Origin of the sequence: Kitasatospora cheerisanensis KCTC 2395, from assembly GCF_000696185.1 — a bacterium.
GTDB classification, from domain to species: domain Bacteria; phylum Actinomycetota; class Actinomycetes; order Streptomycetales; family Streptomycetaceae; genus Kitasatospora; species Kitasatospora cheerisanensis.
The window spans coordinates 1,328,379-1,351,388 of the sequence record NZ_KK853997.1; the positions used below are offsets into that span (position 1 = coordinate 1,328,379).

22 protein-coding genes and 1 pseudogene are annotated in these 23,010 nt (G+C 75.1%); 13 read left to right on the forward strand and 10 right to left on the reverse strand.

Annotated features, from left to right (window positions below):
* Positions 1-42: 42 nt before the first annotated feature.
* The 5 genes from KCH_RS05885 to KCH_RS36910 all read right to left on the reverse strand — a co-directional run bounded on the left by KCH_RS05885 (position 43) and on the right by KCH_RS36910 (position 3,619).
* A complete protein-coding gene (locus KCH_RS05885; RefSeq protein ID WP_035859761.1) occupies positions 43-687 on the reverse strand; it encodes a response regulator in 645 nt (214 codons plus the stop codon).
* Positions 678-1,907, reverse strand: a complete 1,230-nt coding sequence (locus tag KCH_RS05890; protein WP_425268736.1) for a sensor histidine kinase — start codon at positions 1,905-1,907, stop codon at positions 678-680. Before KCH_RS05890 ends, KCH_RS05885 begins: the two co-directional genes overlap by 10 nt.
* A 46-nt stretch (positions 1,908-1,953) precedes the next feature.
* Positions 1,954-2,616, reverse strand: a complete 663-nt coding sequence (locus KCH_RS05895; RefSeq protein ID WP_035859764.1) for a DedA family protein — start codon at positions 2,614-2,616, stop codon at positions 1,954-1,956.
* Positions 2,617-2,825: 209 nt separating this feature from the next.
* Entirely contained in the window at positions 2,826-3,047 is a 222-nt protein-coding gene (locus KCH_RS36905) for a transglycosylase SLT domain-containing protein (RefSeq protein WP_244305192.1), read from the reverse strand.
* The gene (locus KCH_RS36910) at positions 3,044-3,619 is read right to left on the reverse strand and encodes a hypothetical protein (RefSeq protein WP_051652789.1); all 576 of its coding nucleotides are present in this window, start codon (positions 3,617-3,619) and stop codon (positions 3,044-3,046) included. Before KCH_RS36910 ends, KCH_RS36905 begins: the two co-directional genes overlap by 4 nt.
* A 634-nt stretch (positions 3,620-4,253) precedes the next feature.
* Here KCH_RS36910 and KCH_RS05905 point away from each other — a divergent pair.
* From KCH_RS05905 to KCH_RS05915, 3 genes are all read left to right on the forward strand, one after another.
* Positions 4,254-5,195, forward strand: a complete 942-nt coding sequence (locus tag KCH_RS05905) for an AEC family transporter (protein ID WP_051652790.1) — start codon at positions 4,254-4,256, stop codon at positions 5,193-5,195.
* Between the two features lie 100 nt (positions 5,196-5,295).
* The gene (locus KCH_RS05910; RefSeq protein WP_035859771.1) at positions 5,296-6,795 is read left to right on the forward strand and encodes an SDR family NAD(P)-dependent oxidoreductase; all 1,500 of its coding nucleotides are present in this window, start codon (positions 5,296-5,298) and stop codon (positions 6,793-6,795) included.
* On the forward strand, positions 6,792-7,265 hold the full coding sequence (locus tag KCH_RS05915) for a nucleotide triphosphate diphosphatase NUDT15 (protein WP_035870888.1): 474 nt from the start codon (positions 6,792-6,794) through the stop codon (positions 7,263-7,265). The genes KCH_RS05910 and KCH_RS05915 overlap by 4 nt, the downstream gene beginning before the upstream one ends.
* A gap of 13 nt (positions 7,266-7,278) precedes the next feature.
* Here the strand turns inward: KCH_RS05915 and KCH_RS05920 are convergent, their stop codons facing one another.
* Positions 7,279-7,932 (reverse strand): DUF6348 family protein, encoded by a 654-nt coding sequence (locus KCH_RS05920; protein WP_035859774.1) that lies wholly within the window; start codon positions 7,930-7,932, stop codon positions 7,279-7,281.
* A 236-nt stretch (positions 7,933-8,168) separates the two neighbouring features.
* Between KCH_RS05920 and KCH_RS36915 the strand changes: the two genes are divergently transcribed.
* The 4 genes from KCH_RS36915 (at position 8,169) to KCH_RS05935 (ending at position 11,572) form a co-directional block, all read left to right on the forward strand.
* On the forward strand, positions 8,169-9,836 hold the full coding sequence (locus KCH_RS36915) for a WXG100-like domain-containing protein (protein WP_482793289.1): 1,668 nt from the start codon (positions 8,169-8,171) through the stop codon (positions 9,834-9,836).
* Between the two features lie 563 nt (positions 9,837-10,399).
* Complete coding sequence (locus tag KCH_RS05930; protein WP_157031913.1) at positions 10,400-10,939, forward strand: class I SAM-dependent methyltransferase; 540 nt, start codon at positions 10,400-10,402, stop codon at positions 10,937-10,939.
* A gap of 37 nt (positions 10,940-10,976) precedes the next feature.
* On the forward strand, positions 10,977-11,213 hold the full coding sequence (locus KCH_RS44070; protein WP_244305194.1) for a hypothetical protein: 237 nt from the start codon (positions 10,977-10,979) through the stop codon (positions 11,211-11,213).
* Complete coding sequence (locus KCH_RS05935; protein ID WP_244305195.1) at positions 11,162-11,572, forward strand: O-methyltransferase; 411 nt, start codon at positions 11,162-11,164, stop codon at positions 11,570-11,572. The genes KCH_RS44070 and KCH_RS05935 overlap by 52 nt, the downstream gene beginning before the upstream one ends.
* 34 nt (positions 11,573-11,606) lie before the next feature.
* Here KCH_RS05935 and KCH_RS39225 read toward each other — a convergent pair whose 3' ends face one another.
* On the reverse strand, positions 11,607-12,704 hold the full coding sequence (locus KCH_RS39225) for an LUD domain-containing protein (RefSeq protein ID WP_035859776.1): 1,098 nt from the start codon (positions 12,702-12,704) through the stop codon (positions 11,607-11,609).
* A 191-nt stretch (positions 12,705-12,895) separates the two neighbouring features.
* Here KCH_RS39225 and sigJ point away from each other — a divergent pair, with 191 nt between their 5' ends.
* Entirely contained in the window at positions 12,896-13,810 is a 915-nt protein-coding gene (sigJ, locus tag KCH_RS05945) for an RNA polymerase sigma factor SigJ (protein WP_051653890.1), read from the forward strand.
* 4 nt (positions 13,811-13,814) lie between these two features.
* On the opposite strand, the gene KCH_RS05950 is transcribed toward sigJ, so the two are convergent.
* The 3 genes from KCH_RS05950 to KCH_RS05960 form a co-directional block, all read right to left on the reverse strand.
* Positions 13,815-15,047 (reverse strand): PP2C family protein-serine/threonine phosphatase, encoded by a 1,233-nt coding sequence (locus KCH_RS05950; protein WP_035859777.1) that lies wholly within the window; start codon positions 15,045-15,047, stop codon positions 13,815-13,817.
* Between the two features lie 122 nt (positions 15,048-15,169).
* Complete coding sequence (locus KCH_RS05955) at positions 15,170-16,837, reverse strand: PP2C family protein-serine/threonine phosphatase (protein WP_084223305.1); 1,668 nt, start codon at positions 16,835-16,837, stop codon at positions 15,170-15,172.
* Positions 16,838-16,929: 92 nt separating this feature from the next.
* Entirely contained in the window at positions 16,930-17,445 is a 516-nt protein-coding gene (locus tag KCH_RS05960) for a DinB family protein (protein ID WP_035859780.1), read from the reverse strand.
* Between the two features lie 113 nt (positions 17,446-17,558).
* Here KCH_RS05960 and KCH_RS05965 point away from each other — a divergent pair, with 113 nt between their 5' ends.
* The 5 genes and pseudogenes from KCH_RS05965 to KCH_RS42335 form a co-directional block, all read left to right on the forward strand.
* On the forward strand, positions 17,559-17,954 hold the full coding sequence (locus KCH_RS05965) for a MerR family transcriptional regulator (protein WP_035859783.1): 396 nt from the start codon (positions 17,559-17,561) through the stop codon (positions 17,952-17,954).
* A 39-nt stretch (positions 17,955-17,993) separates the two neighbouring features.
* Positions 17,994-18,459 (forward strand): annotated as a pseudogene (locus KCH_RS44075) (response regulator transcription factor); the annotation flags it as partial.
* Between the two features lie 163 nt (positions 18,460-18,622).
* Positions 18,623-20,884 carry a fibronectin type III domain-containing protein gene (locus KCH_RS05975; protein WP_035859785.1) on the forward strand — a complete coding sequence of 754 codons (2,262 nt, stop codon included), beginning with the start codon at positions 18,623-18,625 and terminating at the stop codon, positions 20,882-20,884.
* A 1-nt stretch (position 20,885) separates the two neighbouring features.
* Entirely contained in the window at positions 20,886-22,121 is a 1,236-nt protein-coding gene (locus tag KCH_RS05980; protein WP_035859788.1) for a TRAFAC clade GTPase domain-containing protein, read from the forward strand.
* The coding region (locus KCH_RS42335) for a GAP1-N2 domain-containing protein (protein ID WP_482793290.1) at positions 22,118-23,010 on the forward strand (893 nt) is incomplete at its 3' end. The genes KCH_RS05980 and KCH_RS42335, both read left to right, overlap by 4 nt.

Genomic DNA, 23,010 nt, shown 5'->3' on the forward strand with positions numbered 1-23,010 from the left:
CGCCCGGGGCCAGGGGCGGCGACCGGCCCGGTGCGGCCGGTCTCAGGCCCCGAGGTAGCGGAGCACCGCCAGCACCCGGCGGCTGTAGCCCGCCGTGCGCGGCAGGTCGAGCTTGTCGAACAGCGAGTTGAGGTGCTTCTCGACGGCGCTCAGCGACAGGTGCAGGCGGGCGGCGATCGCGGTGTTGGTGTGGCCCTCGGCGAGGGCCTCCAGCACCTCGCGCTCGCGCGGGGTCAGCCGGGCCAGCGGGTCGGCGTGCTCGGTGCGCACCACCAGCCGGCGCACCACCTCGGGGTCGATCACGGTGCCGCCGGAGCCGACCCGGGCCAGCGCGTCCAGGAACTCGTCCACTTCGGCCACCCGGTCCTTCAGCAGGTAGCCGACCCGCTCCGCGCCGGACGCCAACAGCTGGGCGGCGTAACCGCGTTCAATGTGCTGGGAGAGCACCAGCACGCCGATCTCCGGCCGGGCCGCCCGGATCCGCACCGCGGCGCGCACCCCCTCGTCGGTGTGCGTCGGCGGCATCCGGATGTCGACCACCACCACCTCCGGCGGGTCGGCCTCGACCGCGGCGAGCAGCGCCTCGGCGTCGCCGACGGCGGCCAGCACCTGGTGCCCCTCCTCGGCGAGCAGCCGGACCAGGCCCTCCCGCAGCAGGGTGGAATCCTCGGCGACGATCACCCGCATGGCAGCTCCGCAGTGACGACGGTGGGGCCCCCGGCGGGGCTGTGGACGGTCAGGGTTCCGTCGAGCGCGGCGACCCGGCCGCGCAGCCCGGACAGGCCGCCGCCCGCCGGATCCGCACCGCCCCGCCCGTCGTCCTCGACCCGGACGGTGAGCCGCGCCGCGTTCCGCTCCACGGCGACCTCCACCCGGCCGGCGGCGGAGTGCTTGGCGGCGTTGGTGACGCACTCGCTGACCACGAAGTACGCGGCCGTGAGCACCGGCCCGGGCAGCTGCCCAGCCGCCGAGCAGCGCACCCGCAGCGGGACAGGGCAGCGTTCGGCGAGGCCGGCCAGCGCCTCGTCCAGGCCCAGCGTGTCCAGCGCGGACGGGTAGACCCGCCAGGCGACCTCGCGCAGCTCGGTCAGCACCTCGGCGGCCTCCCGGTGCGCCTGGCGCAGCAGTTCGTCCGTGCGCTGCGGGTCGCCGCCGCGCCGGGCCCGGCCGAGCAGCAGCCGCAGCGCGACCAGGCGCTGCTGGACGCCGTCGTGCAGGTCGCGCTCGATCCGGCGCCGCTCGGCGTCCACGGCGTGCAGCACGGCGGCCCGGCTGTCGGCGAGTTCGGCGATCCGGTGGCGCAGCAGCTCGGCCTCGGACGGGCCGAAGCAGTCGCGGGCCAGCCGGGCGTCCAGCTCCGCCAGCGAGGCCAGGCCCTGCACGGCGAGGAACAACAGGACGCCGCCGAGCAGCACTTGGCCCAGCAGGTCGGCAAGGCTCAGGGTGCCGCGCAGCACCCCGGCCGCGAGCAGCACCGCCAGCACCAGACCGAACCCGATCAGGCCCAGCACCAGCCCCGCCACCAGCCCCGCACCGGTCCGCCGGGCCAGGTAGCGCAGCAACTCCCGCTCCCCCGCCCGGTACCGCTCCGGGAACCGGTCGCCGAACCAGACCGCCCGCCGTGCCCGCTCCACCCCGGCCAGCCGGGCCGCACCCCCGTACAGCGCCCGCCGCGCCCGCGGCCCGACCCCCGGCCACGGCGCCAACGGCCCCAGCAGCAGTCCCGCCACCGCCAGGTACCCCGCCCCGACCGGCGCGCTCAGCATGCCCAGCACCCCGCCGACGGCCCGCCGCCCCCAGGGAGCCGGCACCGCGGCGTGCTCCGCGAGGACCGGTGCGGCACTGTCGTCCGTCATCCCGCCCGGTGCGGCGGTCCGCTGCCTCGCGGCGGTGTCGCTCTCCCCCATGGGCGAGAGCCTACTGGCCGTCATGATCCGCTCCTGGGTCGGTGGTTCAGCGGGTGCGGCGGTGCCGGGAGCCGCGGCTGCGGAGGCGGACGGCCAGGTAGGCGGCGATGGCGATCAGGGCGAGGACCAGGACGACCTTGGAGAAGATGCCGACGTAGCTCTCGACCACGTCCCAGCGGTCGCCGAGGACGTAGCCGGCCAGGACCAGGACGCTGTTCCAGGCGAGGCTGCCGACGGCGGTGAGGGCGAGGAAGCGGGGCAGGGCCATGCGTTCGACGCCGGCGGGGACCGAGATCAGGCTGCGGAAGATCGGGATCATCCGGCCGAACAGCACGGCCTTGGTGCCGTGCCGGACGAACCAGGCCTCGGTGCGCTCCAGGTCGGAGACCTTGACCAGCGGCAGCCGGGCCCACAGGGCGTGCATCCGGTCGCGGCCGAAGACCGCGCCGAGCAGGTAGAGGGCGAGTGCGCCGGCCACCGAGCCGGCGGTGGTCCAGCCGAGTGCGGAGAACAGGCTGAGGGTGCCGCGCCCGGCGGCGAAGCCGGTGAGCGGGAGGATCACCTCGCTGGGCAGCGGCGGGAACAGGTTCTCCAGGGCGATGGCGAGCCCGGCGCCGGGCCCGCCGAGGGTGTCCACCAGGCCTGCCGCCCAGCCGGCCACGCCTTCGGTCGGCGCCTGCTCGGCCGCCAAGGAAATGAACTGCGTCACGGGATTCCCCTCCGGTCGGACACTCCCCGGAGCGTTCGTCCGGGGTCGTCACTCATCCTGGAATCCGCAGCTCAGCGGCGGTACGCGGTTTCCCGCCCGACCCGGTTACGGGTTTCCGCACCCCGCCCTTCCCCACCCCGGGCACGCCTCGGCCCCCGGTGGGATCCGTGGGATCCGCCGGGGGCCGGGAGTGGCAGTGGGGCTGCTCTTTAGTAGCCGCGCCAGTAGGCGCCGTAGCCGCGGGCGGCGGCCATGTTGTCCATGCTGCCGTAGCGGGCGTCGCAGTAGCGCGAGCTGGCGATCAGGTTGTCGACGGGGTTGCGGATGTCCTTGTGGCCGGGCAGCGCGTAGGCGCGGAAGGTCGGCTCGATCATCTGGGTCAGGCCGATCGAGGGGGTGCCCTTCTTGGCGTTGGAGTCCCAGTTGTTCACGGCGTTCGGGTTGCCCGAGGACTCCGCGATCGCGGCGGCGCGCATCGCCTTGGCGGACGGGACGGGCTTGCCGGCGGCGGCCAGCACGTCGCGGGCCTCGGCGATCCAGCCGTCCAGGTTGTTCGCGTAGGTCGGCTTGGCCGGCTCCGGCGCGGGCTCCGGCTGCGGCGCCGGGGCGGGGCCGGCTCGGGCTGCGGCTGGGGCTGGGGCTGCTCGGCGGGCTGCGGCTGCTCCTGCTGCTGGGGCTGCTCGGCCGGCTGCTGCTCCTGCGGCTGCGCGGCGGGCTGCTCCTGCTGCGGCTGCTGCTCCTGCTGGACCGGCTGGCGGTCCTCGCTGCGGGAGGCGGCGGCGTCGGTGCCGTGCTCGGCGTTCTGGCCGTCGGTGGCGACCGCGGCGCTCTCGGCGCGGGCGTGCGACGGGCCGGCGATCGCCTGGGTCGCGGGCAGCAGGGCGCCGACCGCGATGGCGCCGGCCAGGCCCACGCCGAGGAAGGCGTCCGGCATCCGGTGGTGGCCCATCCGGATCTGGCGGATCTGCGGAAGTCGGCCCAGGTTGTGCTTGATGCGTCGCATGTCGAGTACCTCCGAGAGTCGTGTTCCAGGTCACGCCGAACCCGGTTCCGGCAAGGGGGGACCGCCGCAGCACTGCGGGGTGTCCATCGGCCCGGGTCGGCCGGCCCGGCGGCTCGTGCTCACCGGGGACGCTGCGCCGCGTCGGTCACGCGGCCTGCTGCGCCGTGAAGCCCCGTGAGCACTCGGAACGGCTCGGGGCACAACCACGAGATTGCCGGAGCCCCAATCCGGCGGCAAACACCCCGAGATGGGGCGGATCGGACCCCTCGACCGGCCTGCTTCCCTTGTGCGCCAAGGGATTCGGCCCGCCGCCGGGGCCGCCGCCGGCCGCCGCCTATGAGGGACCTCACAGCTGGCTCCCAGGAAGCGCCAACCCCGCCCGGTGCCACGGAATTTGGGCCTGCGCCCAGTCCCCGCAAGGCCTCCGGGCCGCCGCCGGGCGGCCGTCGGCGCGCCGCGCCGCGGCCGGCCCTGTGACCCCGACCACCGGCCGTCCGCTGTGACCCGGCTCTCGCCCCGGCCACCCACCGCAGCCGCCCGGCCACCGGCCGAGGCCGGGCTGTGACGGGGCCACCGCCGGACCCCGCCGAACGACCGTTCGGGCACGCCTGGTTGACTGCGCCGGGAGGTCAGGGTGGAAGCGTTGGTCGCGGCGTTCGCGCCGATCTGGGTGCTGACGGCGGTCGGGTGGCTCGCCGCGCGGACCGGGCTGCTGGGTGCGGACGCCGAGTCGGTGCTCGGCCGGTTCGTGTTCCACGTGGCGATGCCGGCCGCGCTGTTCACGGTGGTCGCCCGCACCGACCTGGCGGGGTTCGCCAACACCTCGATGCTGGCGTTCGCCGCCGGGACGCTGGCCGCCTCGCTGCTGGGCCTGCTGGCGGGCCGCCGCCTGTTCCGGCGCACGCCGGCCGAGCGGACCGTGGCCGTGCTGGCGGCGGGCTACGTGAACTCCGGCAACCTCGGCATCCCGGTGGCGGCGCAGGTGCTCGGCGACGCCTCGTTCGTCGCACCGGTGCTGCTGTTCCAGGTGCTGCTGGTCACGCCCGTGATGCTGGCGCTGCTGGACTCCGCGACCGGCTCCGCGGCGCGGCCGGCCGAGCGGCTGCGGCGGCTGGCGCTGCTGCCGCTGCGCAACCCGGTGATCCTCGGGGCGGGCCTGGGCGCGGTGTTCTCGGCGGCCGACTGGCACCTGCCCGGCCCGCTGGCGCACTCGGTGGACCTGCTGGGCGGGGCGGCCGTGCCCGCCGCGCTGGTCACCCTCGGCCTGTCGCTGCACACCCCGCCGGGCGCGGCGGCGCAGCGCCCGGACCGCACCGAGCTGGCCGTCACGGTGCTGCTGAAGACCGCCGTCCAGCCGCTGGCGGCGCTCGCGGTGGGTGCGCTGCTGCTGGACCTGCCGGGGCCGCAGCTGCTGGCGGTGGTACTGCTGTCGGCGCTGCCGACGGCGCAGAACGTGTACGTGTACGCGCGGCTGTACGGGGCGGCGCCGGCCCTGGCGCGGTCCTCGGTGCTGGTGTCCACGGTGCTGTCGATGCTGACGCTGTCGGCCATCGCCTGGGCGCTGGGCGGGCGTTGACCCGTGGGGGCCTGTGCGGCAGATCACAGGCTTCGCCCCGGCCGGGCCCGCTCACGTAGAGTTCGGCGGTACCCATGGGGAGATTGAGGAAGCATCCGCAGTGACGAACGCGCAGACCGAGCCGGGCGCCGCCCCGGTCGAGGACGACATCGACTACGGCAAGGGCATCGACCCGGAACGCCTGGAGCTGTGCCTCAGCGTGATCGCCGAGCTCGACGAGATCCACGTGGACCACCCGGACGCGATCCGGGTCCGGATGGCCGTCGGCGGGCTCTTCCGCACCCTCAAGCAGCGCCGCCGCCAGGAGACCCGGGCCCGCAAGACCGCCAACGACCGTGCGGTGACGGCCCGGACCGCGACCGGCGCGCCGGGGCGGATCGACGACGAGACGGCCGGCGTGTTCGGCCTGAGCACGGAGACCACCACCGAGCTGGCGGGCATCCTGGAGCGGGCCCGCTCCTGCTACATGTGCAAGCAGCGGTACACCGAGGTGGACGCCTTCTACCACCAGCTGTGCCGCAACTGCGCGAAGCTCAGCCGGGAGCGCCGCCACGCCCGCACCGACCTGACCGGCAAGCGCGCGCTGCTGACCGGCGGCCGCGCCAAGATCGGCATGTACATCGCGCTGTGCCTGCTGCGGGACGGCGCGCACACCACCATCACCACCCGCTTCCCGAACGACGCGATCCGCCGCTTCTCGGCGATGCCGGACAGCGCCGACTGGATCCACCGCCTGAAGGTGATCGGCATCGACCTGCGCGACCCGGCGCAGGTGATGGCGCTGGCCGACGAGGTCGCCGCGGACGGCCCGCTGGACATCCTGATCAACAACGCGGCGCAGACCGTGCGCCGCTCCCCCGCCGCGTACCGGGAGCTGATCGCCGCCGAGTCGGCGCCGCTGCCCGCCGGGGCGCTGCCCGCGTCCACGGTGATCGGCCGGTTCGGCTCGGGCGCGGTGGACGTGCCGGCGCTGCCCGGGCAGAGCCGCGCCGAGCAGCCCGCGGTGAGCGCCGAGGAGGTCACCTCGCTGGCGCTGGTGACGGGTTCGGCCTCGCCGGAGCGGATCGCGGCGGGCACCGCGATCGACGCGGGCGGCCTGGTGCCGGACCTGGCGGACACCAACAGCTGGGTGCAGACCGTCTCCGAGGTCGGCCCGATCGAGCTGCTGGAGGTGCAACTGTGCAACTCCACCGCCCCGTTCATCCTGATCAGCCAGCTCCGCCCGGCGCTGGCCGCGTCCACGGCGCGCCGCAAGTACGTGGTGAACGTGTCCGCGATGGAGGGCGTGTTCGACCGCGGCTACAAGGGCGCCGGCCACCCGCACACCAACATGGCGAAGGCCGCGCTGAACATGCTGACCCGCACCAGCGCGCAGGAGATGTTCGAGAGCGACGGCATCCTGATGACCGCGGTGGACACCGGCTGGATCACCGACGAGCGCCCGCACCCGGACAAGATGCGCCTGCACGAGGAGGGCTTCCACGCCCCGCTCGACCTGGTGGACGGCGCGGCCCGGGTGTACGACCCGATCGTCCGCGGCGAGCTGGGCGAGGACCTGTACGGTTGCTTCCTGAAGGACTACCAGAAGGGCAAGTGGTGACGGACGCTCAACTCCCGGCCGGCCCGCACCCGTTGCCGCCGCTGGTCGGCGCGGGCGTGATCGTGCCGACCGGGGACGGCCGGGTGCTGATCGGACGGCGCACCACGGCCGGTGAGTCGCCGAGCTGGAGCCTGCCGGGCGGCAAGGTCGACCACCCCGGCGAGTCGTTCGAGCAGGCCGCGGCCCGGGAGTTGGCCGAGGAGACCGGCATCGTGCTGCCCGCCGAGCGGATGCGGGTGCTGGCGGTGCTGCTCGACCACGAGCTGGGCCGCACCCGGGTGACGGCAGCCGTGCTGGCCCCGCCGAGCCTGGCCGAGGCCCTGGTCACCGAGCCGCACGCCTGCGCCGGCTGGGAGCGCGTCGCGGTCGACGCGCTCCCCGAGCCGATGTTCTACCCCTCCGCGCAGGTGCTGTCCGCCTGGCTCCCCGACTACCGGGCCCCGGGCGGCACTTCGCACTACCGCCTCTGACCCGCCGCCCGGTTCACCGCTCCCGGCGGACCAGCAGGACGAAGGTGCGGGCGTAGGCGTGGCCGGCGGCGACGCGGGGCCAGTCCAGGGCGGCGAGGGCCGCGGAGGCGGCCGGGTGCGGTTCGCCGTTCACCCGGACCTCGGCGGTCTCCTCGCCACCGCCGCTGCCGAACAGCGCCTTGACGCCGACCAGTTGGTCCCGTCCGAGGTCCCCGCCGAGCGCAGGGGCGAGGGCCGGCGGCAGCGGGTTGCGCACCAGCCAGTCCTGGACGGCGTGGTAGCGGTCGCCGGTGCCCCAGCCGACCATGCCGCCGTGGATGGCGTGCCAGCCCGGCATGCCGTCCGGGTCGCGCGGGTCGAGGTGGCCCGCGAACCGGCCGTTGTGGGCGACCAGTTCGATCAGCGACACGCCCGTGGTGGCCGCCCACACCTCGACGCCGCGGCGCACCGGGTCGTGGTCGCCGCCGTCGATGCCGACCACGCAGTCCGGGACGGCCGTCTCCGGACGGTCACGATCGGCCAGGAACACCAGATCGAAATGGTGCGGATGCGTATTGTGCGGTTTTCCGAGCCGGACCGCCATGGCCCCGGGCCCGCGCACTTCCGGCTCGTCCCCGCCCTCGACCCGCCACACCTCGCCGTGCAGCGCCGACAGTTCGTCTGCCACCGCACCCAGCACGACCTGCGCGGACTGACGTTCAGCGCTGCGTACGGCGGCCTCCGGTCCGGTCCCCGACCGGCCGCGCCACCAAGATCCCCATGCCATGCGCACACCGTAACGAGGTACCGGTTTGCCGACAATGCGTCAAACAGTCGGTTTGGCAGGTGGTCGGCGGCGTGCGGTATGTGTATCGTCGCAATGCGCTATCAGGGACTTACCACGGGGAACAGCTGGGGGCGGCCATGGCAATCCAACTACCACCGGGGCTCAATGCCATCGTAGGCCTGCTGGGCGTACGTTTTCCCGGTGCCAACGAAGACGAACTGAACCGGCTGGCAGACCAGTTGGAGAAGTTCTCGGGCGCTTTGGACTCCGCCCAGATGACGGCCGACAAAGCTCTGACGATGCTTCACGAGGTCTACCAGGGTGCCTCGGCGGACCGGCTGGCCGAGCTGTGGAGCACCATCACCAAGTACTCCAAGGTGATCGTCGAGGCCTGCCAGACGATCGCCAAGGTCCTGCGGGCCGCGGCCCTGGTGATCGAGGGCGCGAAGACCGCGTCCATCGTCCAACTGGCCAGCATCCAGGCGAGCTTCGCGGCCGCCTCCTCGACCGGTCCGTGGAGCTCCGCGGCGGTCCTGCGGCTCGGCCGCGAGCTCATGAACCAGCTGCTGTCCCAGGCCGTCAGCCGGCTCGGTCACACCCTGCTCCAGCCGATCGAGGACATGATCTTCAAGACGGCGCAGCAGATCGTCCCCACCCCGTCGAACAACTCCAACGGGCAGGGCTTCAACATCGATCTCGCCCAACTCGCCACCTGCGCGGCCGATCTGCGCCGCGGCGCGGACGACATCGAGTCGCACGGCATGGACTTCCGGCGCATCGTGTCGGGCCTGAAGCTGGGCGAGGGCAGCGACCCGTTCGCGAAGCTGGCCATCCAGGTCGCGGAGAAGATCCTGCAGACCATCGTCGAGGACGTGCTCAAGCGCATCCTCGGCTCGTTCCGGGACACCGCCGGCAAGATGGACAAGCTGGCCGGCAACCTGAACGAGAACGAGGACAGCAACCGGATGACGCTGAACGGCATCGCCTCCACGGTGGCGAACCCGTTCAGCCCGAACTCCGCGGTCGGCACCGGCCTCAACTCGGTCGGCTCGACGGGCACCGGCCGCTCGGCGGACGCCGGGCTCGGGGCGTTCGCCGCCCTGATGCCCAAGCTCGGACCGGTCGGCAGCGGATCCTCGCGCAGCGGCTCCGGCGGCAACGGCATCGACACGCTGGGCCTCAAGAGCCCGAACCTGGGCAGCCTCGGCGGCTCCGGCGGCGGCCACGGCGGAGGCGGTGGCGGAGGCGGCGGCTCCGAGTCGGGCGGTTCCGGCGGCGTCGGCGGCGGGGCGGGCTTCGCCACCCGGCTCGCGACGCCCGGCGGCAGCGGCTCCAAGAACGGCAGCATGCGCCTGGGCACCAGCCTGGAGGGCGACCACAGCGGCACCGGGTCGGCCTCCGGCGGCGGCGGTGGCGGCGGGACCGGCACCAGCACCGCCGGCGTCGGCGCCCGCCCGATGGGCGGCGGCATGATGGGCATGGGCGGCATGCACATGGGCGGCGGTTACGGCCCGGTCGGCGGCAGCGGCATCCGCGGTGCGCAGCGCCGCGGCGGCGGCCCGACCGGCGGCGGCAACGGCAGCGGCAACAACGGCGAGAACGGGGAGACCAACCCCGCGGACGGCGTCATCGCCGACCCGAACGCCGCGGCCGGCTACGCCGCGATGCAGCTCGGCCGGGTCACCCCGGTCCGCCGCGACCCGGCCACCGAGCGCGACGACCGCTACGACGGCGAGTTCGACGACGACTTCGACGCCGACCTCTCCGACCTCCCGGAGTTCACCGAGTTCAGCGACCCCGCCTGACCTCACCCCCCGAAGGGCCCCGCTCGCACCACCACCCGAGCGGGGCCCTTCGGCATCCCCGACCCCCGCCCTGACACCCCATCGGATCACCCCGCGCCCCCTCCCGCCCCGGCGGCTCGCCCACCCCCGCCGCTCCACGCCCCGGCAGCGCAACTTCCAGATCGCCGCACCACATCCCGCCCCGGCGGACCCATCGCGTCGCCACCCTCCGCCCTGGCAGATCAGCTCTCGCTTCTTCCCTGCCACCGCGCACCCGCCCCCGCCGCTCCGCGGCCCCGGCAGGGCGACTTCCGGATCTCCGCGCCGCCTCCCGCCCCCTCCGGCGGGTCGTCCGCCTCGCCTGCCGCGCCCCGGCGGTTCGCGGCCCTGGCAGATCAGCTTCCGTTTCTTCCCCTACCGCCGAGTCGTCGCCCCGGGAGGTCAACTTCCGTTTCTTCCGTACTACTTCCCTTGAATTGACCGTGAACGGTAAACTTTGCCCCCATGGTGGTATGGACCACGAACGAAGGCGGTGGCTAGGGTCGTCTCGGCCCGCACCCTGGAACCTGCGACGGGACATGTTCGTGACCGACACTCTGACGGCACCCGACGCCGACGGCGCCCGTTACGAGGCCGACCGGCTGGACGCGACTGCCGCCTGGGTGGCCCGGCACCGTCCGCCCGGCAGTGGGGCGCTCGCCGAACTCGGGGCAAAGGACGGCGCGCTGACCGGCCGTCTGCTGCGGGCCGGGTACACCGTGCACGCCGCCGAGCCGGACCCGGCGCTGCGTCAGCGGCTGCGTTCCGCTTTCGGCCGCCGCACCCGCCTACGGCTGAGTGCCGCGGATCTCTCCGCCCCGCCGCCGGTCCGCCGCCGTTTCGGGGCGGTGCTGCTGATCGAGGCCCTACAGGCCGGTCAGGACCTGGAGTTGCTGCACGCCCTGCCGACCGACCTGCTGTTCGTCGCGCTCGCCCCGTCCGCGCTGGACGGCAGGCTGCGGCCGTGGATGTCCGCGCAGCAGGGCTGGCTGCTGGTCGAGGAGATCGATCTCGCGGCTCCGCGCGCCGCGACCCGCCGCCCGGCCCCGGGCAGTCGCGGTGTGCTGCTGCGCCGTTCGCTCTGACTCCCCGTCAAGCCGCGCAGCGCCTACGCTGACCCGCATGTCGATCTCCGGAACCGCCGCCTACCGCGACCGCGCCGCCCTGCCCGAAACGGTGCTCCGCGCCGTAGAGTTGGCCGAGCGTCTGGGCTTCGAGCAGTCCTGCCGCCCGGAGCAGGGCCGGCTGCTCCGGGCGCTGGCGGCGGGCGCGACGGCCCGATCGGCGAGACCGGTACGGGGTGCGGGGTGGGCCTGGGCTGGCTGCTGGCGGGGCGGCGGCCGGGCGTGCGGGTGGTGAGCGTCGAGCGGGAGGCCGAACGCGTCGCGGCCGTCCGGGAGTTGTTCGCCGAGGTCGCCGACCTGGAGGTGGTGCACGGCGACTGGACGGAGATCCGGCGGCACGGCCCGTTCGACCTGCTGGTGCTGGACGGCGGCGGCAACGGCAAGCGGTCGGTGCCCGCCGATCCGGACCTGCTGCTGAACCCGGGCGGCACCCTGGTGGTCGACGACCTGACGCCCCTCACCGCCTGGCCGCCGACCCATCAGGGCCGCCCGGACACCGGCCGCACCGTCTGGTACGACCACCCGTCGCTGCTCACCACCGAGGTCCGGCTCGCCCCGGACTTCGCCACCCTGCTGGCCACCCGCCGCCCCTGAGGGTCCGTCAGTGGCCGGCGGGTCGGGCGACCGGTCAGTAGCCGATGGCCTGCCGCAGCAGCAGCACGGTGGCCCGGCTGAACCGGGTCGGCGCGTTGAACACCACCAGCTGGTTCACGGCGCTGGGCACCCCGTAGGCGGCCTCGGTGCGCTCGCTCTCCAGCGGCAGGGCGTGCTCCTCCAGCCGGCGCAGCGCGGCGGGCAGGTCGGGGACGACCTTCTGCGCGCCGACGATCCAGATCACCCGGGCCGCGCCGCCGGTGGTGGCGGGCAGTTGGCTGCCGCTGCCGGAGGCGAGCACCACGGAGCCGGTCTCGGTGACGGCGACGACGCTGCCGACGACCACGTCGGGGGTGCCGAGCAGCTGCCGGATCCCGTCGGCCTCGGTCTCCCGGTCCATGGTCAGGACGCGGGGCTTGACGGCGCGGGGGTACCGGTCGTCGGCGAGGTCCTCGTCGAGGCCGGAGAGCCGGAGGGTCTCGCTGGAGTAGGCATACACGGCGTCCTTCTCGTCGACGAGTTCGCCGACCCGGGCGCGGGCGGCCGCGGCGTCCGCGAGCACCTCGACGGCGAAGCCGCGGGCGGCGAGCGCCTCGGCAGCGCGTTCCAGGCTCTCCGCGGCGGCCGGCTCCGTGTGCCGCTCAGTGTGCCGCTCGGCGGGCTGCTCGGCAGAGTGCTCGGCGGGCCCCGCGTTCTCGCCGGGGGCGGAGCCGCCGAGCGGGGTGGTGTCGAGGTAGCGGAGTTCGTAGACCCGCTCGGCGAACCGCCAGCCGTCCGGGGTGCGCCGGTAGGTGTCGTGGTAGATGGCGTAGTTGAGGCCTTCGAGGCCGTTGCGGGTGCGGGCGATCTCGTGCATGTGGGCGCGGCCGGTGGCGGTGTCGCCGTCGATCGCTATCGCGCCGGGGTGGGTGTTCTGGACGAAGAACACCCACTGTTCCTGGAGCTTCTCGCCGCCCAGCCGGATCTGCTCGGGTCCGGTCAGTTCGATCGGGATGTTGGGCATCCGCAGCACGCCGTCCGCGGTGAACAGGGCGGCGAGCCGGGCGCGGTCGCGCATCATCACGGCGTCGGTGAACTCGGCCTGCAGCGCCTGGATCTCGACGCGGTCGGCGATCGCCTGGAACGTGGTCATCGGATTCTCCGTTCGTCTTCCGGCCGGTGCCGGTACCGGTACGACAGAACGGCGGCGCGGAATGTGAGGCGGCGGGTGACGTCACATTCCGCCGCGCTGTCCGGTCGTACCGGGCGGGACCGTTCACCGAACCGAGGAGACGAAGCACCGTGGACCTTCAGCAGCAGCACGGCGGCCCGGACGGCGCGATCATGGGCGAGCGCCGCCGGCTGACCAACCTGGCGTACCGGCTGCTCGGTTCGCTGGCCGACGCCGAGGACGTGGTGCAGGAGACGTACGCGCGCTGGTACGCGCAGTCGGAGCGGCAGCGGGCCGCGATCGAGTCGCCCGGCGGGTGGCTGACCACGGTGGCGGGCCGGATCTGCCTGAACCTGCTGGGCTCGGCCCGGGCGCGCCGGGAGCGCTACGTCGGCGAGTGGATCCCCGAGCCGCTGCCCGCGCACCGCGGGGAGGGCGGCGGGGCGACGGCCGACCCGGCGGACCGGATCACCCTGGACGAGTCGGTGCACATGGCGTTCCTGGTGGTGCTGGAGTCGATGACCCCGGCGGAGCGGGTGGCGTTCGTGCTGCACGACGTGTTCCAGTACCCGTTCGCGGAGGTGGCGGAGATCCTCGGCCGGTCGGCCGCCGCCTGCCGCCAGTTGGCCACCTCGGCCCGCCGCCGGATCCGCGCCTCGGCGGCCCCGGTCAGCCCGCCGAGCACCCAGGCGGGCGTGGTGCGGGAGTTCAAGCGGGCCTGGGAGGCGAAGGACGTCCGCTCGCTGATGGACCTGCTCGACCCGGACGCCACGGTGATCGCCGACGGCGGCGGCCTGGTCGGCGCCCTGCTGGAGCCGCTCACCGGCCGGGAGAACATCGTCCGGGCCTATCTGGACACCTCGCGCTTCGTGCCGGCGACGACGTTCCTGGAGCGCACCGTCAACGGCCAGCCCGGCCTGATCGCCCGGGTGGACGGCGTCACCTCCACGGTGTTCGCGTTCCGGGTCGTCGACGGCCGGATCACCCACATCTGGGGGGTGCGCAACCCGGAGAAGCTCCGGCCGTGGACCGACGCCGACGCCGAGGAGAACCCCAACGACAACGACCCGGCGCCCGAGGCGGCCTGACGGCTCACCAGGCGGCGGTCCGGGACAGGCCGAGGCTGTCCAGCAGCGGCGGCGTGGCGGTCTGCCACTCGATCATCATGATGGTGGCGTCGTCGGTGAGCCGGTCGTCCTGGTGCTCCGGGACGGCGTGCATCAGCCGGCGCAGCGCCTCCGGGGCGGGCTCGCCGGCGGCGGTGGCGCGGATCACGAAGTCGGTGAAGCGGGACAGCCCGAAGAATTCGTGACTGGCGCCCTTCGCGTCCACCACGCCGTCGGTGTAGATGAGCAGCCGGTCGCCGGGCTGCAGCGAGACGGTGCGGACGGTGCGCGGACGGTCGGTCAGGTGGGCGAGTCCGAGCGGCAGTTCGCCCGGTCCGGCGAGCGCGTCGGTGACCACCTGGTCGGCGCGGATCAGCAGCGGCGGCGGGTGCCCGCAGTTCGCCCAGTGCAGGGTGCCGGTGGCGAGGTCGAGGCGCAGGAACACGCCGGTGGCGAACCGGTCGGGGTACCAGTCGTGCATGGCCCGGTCGATGGAGGCGACCAGGTCGGGCAGGTCGGCGCCGTTGCGGCGGGCGTTGCGGCAGGCACCGAGGGCGAGCGCGGCGGTCAGGCCGGACGCCAGGTCGTGGCCCATCGCGTCCAGCACCGCCGCGTGCAGCACCCCGTCGGCGAGCGAGTGCTCGAACGCGTCGCCGCCGAGCTGGTAGGCGGGTTCCAGCACGGCGGTGGAGATCGCCCGCTCGGTGCAGACGGTGCGCGGCGGCAGGAAGGCCCGGAGCATCTCGGCGGGCAGGGTCATGGTGTCGGACCGGGTGCCGTGCGCATAGCTGTCGCTGGTGTCCCGCTTCGAGGTGATCATCATGGCCAGCAGGGCGGTGAGCAGCCGGCAGCGGCGGATCGTCTCCCGGTCCAGGGCGGCGGTGCGCAGGCCCAGTACGCCGAGCCGTTCGGCGCCGTCCACCAGCGGGAACCAGGCGACCAGGCCGGCCCCGCCGTCGTCGGTGACCCGCATCGAGCCGGTGCGGAACGCCCAGCCGGCCAGCGTGTGGTCGATCGGCAGGTCGATGCCGTCGCCCATCGCCACCAGCCGGTGCTGCTGGATGTCGGCCAGGTAGACGGTGCTGGCGCCGAGGCCGAGCGCGCGGGTGTACTCCTCGGCGATCCGCGGCGCCTCGCGCGGGTCGAGCGTGCGGCCGGTCACCAGGAACCGTTCCAGCAGCTGCTCGCCGTGGTTCAACGGCAGGGTCTCGTCGGGCATCCCCCCAGCCCACCCCGGAACCGCCCGGCCGCCCCGCCGACACGGCCTGCGGGCGGCCCGAAGTCCGCCGAACGGCCCCGCTGCGCCCCGGGGGCCCGGTGGGCGCGGCGCCCCCGGGGCGCTCAGCGGGCGATGTGCAGCACGCAGATGTCGTCGCGGCGCTGCTGCGGGGCGACCAGGGCGTCCTGCACGCCGTCCAGGAAGCGCTCCCGGCCGGCGCTCTCGGTGGCGACCCGGGCGAGCCGGTCCAGGCCCCTGTCGAGCGACTCGCCGGGAAACTCGACCAGTCCGTCGGTGTAGAGCAGCAAGTGGTCGCCGGGCAGCAGGCGCAGCGTGGACTGCGCGTAGTCGGGGGTGTTGGTCGCGCCGAGCAGGATGCCACCGGGGGCGGGCAGGTAGCGGGGCGTGCCGTCGCGCAGCAGCAGCGGCGGCGGGTGGCCGGCCTGGACCCAGTCGAGGGTGGAGGTGGCCGGGTGGTAGCGCGCCATGATCATGGTGGCGGTGCCGAAGCTGCGGTCCGAGCTGTGCAGCAGCAGCGCGTTGAGGCGGGCCAGGATGGTCGGGAGCGAGCTGCCGGTGACGGCCATGCCCTTGGCGGTGAACCGGAGTTGGGCCATGGTGGCGACCGCGCCGAGGCCGTGCCCGGCCACGTCGCCGATGACCAGCAGGGCGCTGCCGTCCGGGAGTTCGATGGCGCTGTACCAGTCGCCGCCGACGTTCAGGCCCTCCTGGAGCGGGTGGTAGGCGACGTCGACGGTGAGGCCGGCCAGCCGCAGCGACTGCTCGGGGAGCGGCAGCAGGGCGTGCTGGAGGTCGGCGGCGAGCTCGCGTTCGGCGGCCAGCTGGCTGCGCTGGGCGAGGGCGGTCCGCTCGTGTTCGAGCAGTTGCTGCTCGGCGTGCGCGACGGCGGTGCGGTCCTGGAAGAAGCCGTGCACCTCGACGGGGGTGCCGTGGGCGTCGGTCTCGCCCTCGGCGACGATCCGCACGTGCCGCACCTGCCCGTCCGGGGTGGTGAGGCGGAAGGCGTGGTCGACGGCCTCGCCGGTGCCGAGCAGGCGCCGTACGGCGGCTTCGAGGGCGGGGGCGTCCTCGGCGAGCGCGTGCCGCGGGAGGTCGGCGAGGGCGACCGGGCCGAGCCGGCGGGCCCGGCCGAAGATCGTGTAGACCTGCTCGGACCAGGTGGTCTCGTTCCGGGTCAGCTCCCAGTCGGCCCAACCGAGCTGCGCCAACCGCTGCATGACGGTCAGTCGGCGCCGGTCGCGCTCGCCGCTGTCCAGCCGGACCCAGGAGACGGTCAGCCCCTGGCTCGACGGCGCGGCCCGGACCGCGAACCGGGACAGCCGCGGCACGCCCTCCGACTCCTCCGCGTACTCGAACGGTTCGCCCTCGTAGCGGACGCCGGTGGCCAGCGCGTCCAGGTAGCCGCGCCACAACTCGCTGCCGGCCACGCCCGGGTAGGCCTCCAGGATGCGCAGGCCGACGAGTTCGCGGCCGCGCCGCCCGGCGACGTCGGTCGCCTCGGGCGAGGCGGCGGCGATCCGGAAGTCGGCGACCCGGCCGTCCGGCCCGGTCTCGGGCACCAGGAAGGTCACCGACCCGGGCAGGCCGTCCAGCACCTCCTGGACGGCGGCGTGCGGGCCCTCCCCGCCGCAGGCGGCCGGGGGGCCGGACGCCGGGCGGGCGGACGCCGGGCGCTGCTGCGGGTAGCGGCCGGGCGAGGACGCCCGGCCGGCGTCCGAACCGTCGCCGGGGCCCGGCCCGAACACTGCCACGTCTCCACGGTCGGTCATGGGACGAGCATGTCACGCCGGGGGACCGGGACGGCATACCGGCGGTTACCGGCCGGGGACGCCGGGGCGGCGCACCGCCGGTCAGGGGCCGGTCAGGAGCCGGTCCGGCCGTCCAGCAGTTCGCGCACGATGTCCAGGTGGCCGTTGTGCCGGGCGGTCTCCTCGATCAGGTGCAGCAAGATCCACCGCAGGTCGACGTGCCGCCCGTCACGGATCGGGCGCTCGGCCTTCGCGTCCAGGTCGTGGTCGGCGATCAGCTGCCGGAACCGCTCGGCCTGCTCCTCGTACTCGGCGAGCAGCTGCTCCAGCGGGACGTCGACGGCGGTCCGCATCTCCGGGTCCGGGTCGTCGTCGGTGGCGTCGGCCAGCGGGCCGACCAGCTCCTGCCCGAGGAACACCACCTCCAGCCACCAGTGTTCGACCCACCGCAGGTGGCTGATCAGCCCGCACGCCGTCATCAGCGGCGAGCCGGGAAGCGGCGAACGGCGGGCGTCCTCCGCCGAGAGGCCCTCGCACTTGGCGCGCGCGGTGGCCCGGGCGTAGTCGAGGAAGGTGGTCAGCTGCGTGCGCTCGTCCCAGCTGGGAGGCGTGTCGTTTCGCTCAGTCATCGCGCGCAGTCTGCCCGACGCCGCACTCCTCGTCGAACCGATTTCCGGACCGCCCGGCCCGGTCGGCGGAGCCGGGACGGAACGGACCGGCCCACGGCGGGAAGGGGTGGGTGGTGGCCTGGCCGATCGCGGAGGTCGCCCGGATGTCGGGCGTGACCGCCCGGACCTTGCGGCACTACAGCGAGATCGGGCTGCTGCGGCCCGCGTGGATCGGCGCCAACGGACACCGCCACTACGCGGAGGACGAACTGCTGCGGCTCCGGCAGATCCTGGTGCTGCGGGAGTTGGGGCTCGGGCTGCGCGAGATCGGCGAGATCCTCAGCAGCCAGGCGGACCGGTTGGAGGCACTGCGACAGCTCACCCCGATGGCCGCGGCGGACTTCACGGCGACCGGCGCGGCCTGCGTGGCCAACGAGCAGTGGCGCGCGGCGTACGAGCGGATCGCGGCCGGTCTGGCCGCGTACCAGCGCGACGCCATCACCGCCTACGCGGAGATCCGGCTCCCCTGAGCCGGACGGCCCGCCAGGGCACGAGGTGGTGGCGGAGGCGCGAACGGCCAGGAGGCCGTGGACCGGGCCCGTGACCTGCTGCCCGGCGTCGCCCTGGTGGACATCCGGGTGCCCGGCGCGGACGGCATCGAGGCGTCCCGCCGGATCGCCGCCGACCTCGCGCTGTCCGGCGTGCACGTGGTCGTCCTGACCGGCTACGGCCTGGACGACTTCCTGCACGTCGTCCGGGTCGCGGCCCGCGGCGACGCGCCGCTCGCGCAGCCGATCACCCGGCGGCTGATCGACCGTCACCTCGCGCAGCCGATCACCCGGCGGCTGCGCGAGGCGGTGGCACTGGTCGCGCAGGGCCCGTCGAACCCAGGAGCTTGCCGGGCGGCTGGTGATCAGCCCGGTGACGGCGAAGCGCCACCTCCACCGGGCGAGGACCGAGCTGCGCGTCCGCGACCGGGCCCAACTCGTCGTGGTGGCCCACGAATCGGGCCTGGTGACCGCCCGCCGCGACTGACCCCCGGCCTGCTGCCCGCCCGGGTGCGGAGATTTTCCCGGGAGCTTCCGTCAGCGGCGGACAGGAGCTGTACGGGTCTGCTCAAATGGTTCCCTCGATCGGCCCGGCCGCCCGCGGTCCGGCCCTCTTCGTGCGGGGGATCACGTTGGCAGCGAGGGCATTGGTGCACGGCGCACCGGCGCTCCTTCCGGTGATACCGGCCGTCCGGGACTTCCCGGGCTGGCAGGGCGGGTTGGCGTCGCTCGGGGTGGCCCATCCGGCGCGGGCGCTGCTGCCACCGGGGCGGATCGACGCGCCGCCGGAGTTCCGGGTGCTGGACGGCCTGTGGTTCCCGGTGCGCGGCCACCGCTGGCGCCGCGCCGACGCCGGCTACCTGGCCGAACTCGCCGCCGACTGGCGGCAGTCGGCGGATCCCCGGGCCGCGACGGTGCTCGCCCTGCTGGGCCGCGCCGCCCTGGCCCTGGAGCTGGACCCGATGGCGCTGCGCCGCCTGACGCTCTACCGGCTCGCCGAACTCGCCGACGCGGAGGGCGGATCGGCCGAGGAGGCGCTGCGCCGGCTCGGGGTGCATCCGGCGGAGGCGGCCGAACTGGCCGCGGCGACCGCGGCCCGGCCGCGGGTGGACCGGGCGGCCGCCGAGGGGCTGTGGGACGTCTGGGCGGACCGCCGGCTGGACGAGACGGGCGCGCTGCTGGCACGGCTGCCCGGCGCGCCCAGCGGCGACCAGGTGCTGGACGCGGTGCGCCACCATCACCGGAGCGAACTCGCGGGCCGGGACGGGCTGTTGCGCGAGGCTGCGGCCTCCGCCCGGCGCGGCGAGCGGGTCACGGCGGTGCGCTGCTGCCTGCGCGCGGCCCGGCTGGACCGGGCCGACCGGCGGCCCCTGCTGGAGCTGGTCCGGATCGCCGAGGCCGACGAGCACCCGCCCGGGAGCCCCCGGGTGCGGGCCGAACCGACCGCCGCCGGTGTCGAGTTGAGCTGGACGCCGGCCGCCCGCCGGACCCCGGGCGGCGAGCCGGTCGGGTACCAGGTGCTCCGGCTGGACGCGACGGTTCGGCCGCCCGGCGTCCGGGCCGCCGAACCGGTCCCGCTCGCCACCGTCGACCGGCCCGAACTGCGGGACGCCGCCGTCCCGTTCGGCCACCGGGTGCGGTACGCGGTGGTGCCGGTGGCAGCGGGCCGCCCGGTCGGCGCGGCCGCGCTCGGCCCGCCCGTGGTGGTGGCCCCGCCGCCGTCGGCGCTGCGACTCGTCCCGGGCCGGAAGGCGGTCGCGCTGTCCTGGACGGCCCCCGCGCCGGCCGAGGAGATCCGGGTGGTGCGCACCGCCCCGGACGGTCCGGCCCGCGCCGAGTGGACGCATCCGGCGGGCGAGGGCGCGCTGGTGGACCGGGGCGTCGAGCCGGGCCCGCACCGGTACGCGCTGGCGGCCGGGTACCGGGCCGCGGACGGCGCCCGGGTCTGGTCGGAGGAGGTGACGTCGGCCGCCGTGGTGGAGCGGTACCCGGAGCAGGTCGCCTCGGTGCGGCTGGCACCGGGGCCGGACGGCACGGTGACGGTGGAGTGGCCGGCCCCCGCGCACGGCCGGTCCGCGCTGGTCGCCTGGCCCGACGGCCTGCCGCTGCCGCCGCCCGGCGAGGAGCTGCCGGACGTCTCCCGGCCGGAGGCGGCCGCCGCCGAGCAGCTCGGCGGCGGCCTGCTGCGGGCCGAACTCGCCGTCGCGCCGCGCGCGTTGAACCGCTGCCTGCTGGTCACCGCGCTGGGCGGCCGGGCCGTCGCCGGGCCGGGCGTGGTGGTGGACGCGGTCGGCGGCATCGAGCGGGCGACCGCCGAGCGGACGCCCGACGGCCGGGTCCGACTCGCCTTCGGCTGGCCCGAACCGGCCGTCCTGACCGAGGTCCGCTGGTCGCAGGGCGGCGAGCAGGACCACCGGGTGGTGGCCCGCAGCAGCTACCTGCGGGAGGGCCTGGTGCTGCCCGTGGACCGGCGGCCCTGCACCGTCACCCTCACCCCGGTCGGCCGGGTCTCGGCCGACCTGGTGCTGAGCACGCCCCTCGAACTCGCCGTCCCCGCCCGGCTGCGGGTCGCCTGGCGGCTGGAGCGCCCGCCCCGGTTGGGCCGCCGCCGACCCTGGCAGCTGCGCCTGCACACCGAGCTCCCGCCCGCCCCGGACGGCGAACTCCCCTGGCCGTGCCCGGACTTCCTGCTGGTCGCCGCCGCCGGCACGGTGCGCCCGCTGCGGCCCGAACAGGGCGAGGAGCTGCTCCGGGTGCCCGGCGCCGAGCTGGCCGACGGCCTCCCCCACCGGGCCGAGCTCGACCCGCACCGGATCGCCCGGCCCGCCGTGCTGCGCGGCTTCCTGGTCGGCCCGCACGCCGGGGCGGCCGAACTGCAGGATCCCGACCCCGACTCGCTGGTGGTGCGTTGAGATGACGGACGTGGTCTGCCCGTACTGCTTCACCCGGGACCGGTCGTCCCGGCTGCTGTTCCGCTGCCTGGCGCAGGGTTCCCGGGTCCGCGGCGCCGCGCCGTGCGGCGCCGAGTACGACGAGGTGTGGGCGGCGTTCGCCAACCACGGCGGCAGCCGGCACACCGCGATGCGCGGGCCGCTGTTCGCGCCCGCCCGCCGGATCGGCCGGCCGCCGCGGCTCCGCGAGGAGTGCCCGAACTGCGGGGTGGCGACGCCCGTCCGGGTCTGCCGGACCTGCCACAGCGACCTGCCGAACGACTACGGCGACCAGCCGACCCGGATCATCGCCCTGGTCGGGCCGAAGACGGCCGGCAAGAGCACCGCGATGACGGTCCTGCTGCACGAGCTGCGCGGCGCGGCGGGCCGGCCGTTCCGGGCCACCCTGACGCCGATGGGCGCGGCCACCCAGAGCCGGTTCAAGGAGCTGGAGGACGACCTCTACGACGGCCTGCGGCTGCCCGCGCCGACCCAGAGCGCCGCGATGAGCTTCAACGATCCGCTGATCTTCCGGCTCAGCCTGGAACGCGACGGCCTGGCCCGCCGGGGCAGCCGGGCCACCACGCTGGTGTTCTTCGACGCGGCCGGCGAGAACCTCGCCAGCGCCGAGGCGATGGACCGCTACACCGCCTACCTGGCCGCCGCCGACGGCATCATCCTGATGGTCGACCCGCTCCAACTCCGGTCCGTCCGCGACTCCTTGGCCGACCTCGGCCGACGCCTGCCGGACCTGGAGGCCCCGCCGGACCAGATCGCCGCCGACCTGGCCGCCCAGCTCCGCGGCCACCGCCGGCGCGACCGGCACGGCCTGGTCTCCACCCCGCTCGCGGTGGCGCTCACCAAGAGCGACGAACTGCTCGGGCAGCTGCACCCGGGCTCGCCGATCGCCCGCGCCGCCCGGCACGACGGCGGCGAGCTGGACGAGGCGGACCGGATCGCCGTGCACGAGGAGGTCCGGGCGCTGCTCGCGCAGTGGGACGGCGGCGCACTGCACGCCCAACTGTCCGCCGACTTCCGGACGTTCTCGCTGTTCGCGCTCTCCGCGCTGGGCGCGCCGCCGCCGGACGACGCCCCGGCGGACGCGCCCGGGCAGGGCCCGCAGCCGCTGCGCGTCGCCGACCCGCTGCTCTGGCTGCTGGGCCGGCACGGGGTGTTGAAGGTCCGGCGGCCGAAGTCCGGCGCACAGGAGGCACAGTGACACTCCGTCAACTGCACTACACGTCCGCGCCGCCCGGCCCGGACGGCTCCGGTTTCCGGTTCACCTCGGTCAGCCCGGGCGTCGGCCCCGAGGTGCTTCGGCTGGCCGAGCCGGTGCTCGGCTACGAGCCGCCCCGGGACGCACCGCTGCGCCCCACCGACGCCGAACTCGCCGACTTCCCGGTGGCGTTCGCGCACACCCGGCTGCCCGACGGCAGCTCCCTGGTCAGCCGCACGGTGTACACCGGCGTGGACTACACCGGCCGCTACGGCAACTTCCACGCGCACGCGGTGCACCTGGCGCCCGGCGAGTTCCTGCCGCACCCGGACCGGCCCGCCGAGCAGCTGCGGCCGATCGAGCTGTGGGAGTCGCCGTCCTGGCGGCAGGACGCCCCGGTCGGCCAAGCCCCGCCCGAACTGGGTTTCCTGAAGCAGGGGTTCGCCTTCGGCCGGGAGGTGCTGTGCCGGTTCGCCGCGGAGCGCGCGGACGGGCTGGCGCCGTTCCTGGCCGACGTCCGGGCCCTGTTCGCGGACCCGCCCGGCCCGCAACTGGTCCTGGTCGAGCGCGATCCGGAGGCAGTGGCCCGCTGGGTGGCACTGGCCACCGGGGCGCTGCCCGCCCGGCACGCCGCGGAGCTGACCTTCACCACCTACACCCGCCGCCCGTACCGCTGCGGGCAGTCCGTCCTGGGGATCCGGCCGGACGCCGAATTCTCCTTCGGACCGGTCGAGTTGCAGCACCACTACCGGGTCCGGCACGGCCTCGGCGGGCCGTCCAGCCCGGTCGCCGACGACCTGTGGGCCGAACTGGCCGCGGCCGTCTGGCTGGCCGGGCGGGTCGAGCTGTTCGCCCGCGCGGCCGGTCCCGAGGGCGAGTTCGCCACCGGACG

Excerpts from the sequence above, each read along its gene's own strand:
- KCH_RS05960 (WP_035859780.1), bottom strand. The coding sequence starts at position 17,445 with ATGACTGAGCGAAACGACACGCCTCCCAGCTGGGACGAGCGCACGCAG.
- KCH_RS44070 (WP_244305194.1), top strand. The coding sequence starts at position 10,977 with ATGTCGATCTCCGGAACCGCCGCCTACCGCGACCGCGCCGCCCTGCCC.
- KCH_RS05890 (WP_425268736.1), bottom strand. The coding sequence starts at position 1,907 with ATGGGGGAGAGCGACACCGCCGCGAGGCAGCGGACCGCCGCACCGGGC.
- KCH_RS05955 (WP_084223305.1), bottom strand. The coding sequence starts at position 16,837 with ATGACCGACCGTGGAGACGTGGCAGTGTTCGGGCCGGGCCCCGGCGAC.
- KCH_RS05950 (WP_035859777.1), bottom strand. The coding sequence starts at position 15,047 with ATGCCCGACGAGACCCTGCCGTTGAACCACGGCGAGCAGCTGCTGGAA.
- KCH_RS39225 (WP_035859776.1), bottom strand. The coding sequence starts at position 12,704 with ATGACCACGTTCCAGGCGATCGCCGACCGCGTCGAGATCCAGGCGCTG.
- KCH_RS05885 (WP_035859761.1), bottom strand. The coding sequence starts at position 687 with ATGCGGGTGATCGTCGCCGAGGATTCCACCCTGCTGCGGGAGGGCCTG.
- KCH_RS36910 (WP_051652789.1), bottom strand. The coding sequence starts at position 3,619 with ATGCGACGCATCAAGCACAACCTGGGCCGACTTCCGCAGATCCGCCAG.
- KCH_RS36915 (WP_482793289.1), top strand. The coding sequence starts at position 8,169 with ATGGCAATCCAACTACCACCGGGGCTCAATGCCATCGTAGGCCTGCTG.
- KCH_RS05980 (WP_035859788.1), top strand. The coding sequence starts at position 20,886 with ATGACGGACGTGGTCTGCCCGTACTGCTTCACCCGGGACCGGTCGTCC.
- sigJ (WP_051653890.1), top strand. The coding sequence starts at position 12,896 with ATGGGCGAGCGCCGCCGGCTGACCAACCTGGCGTACCGGCTGCTCGGT.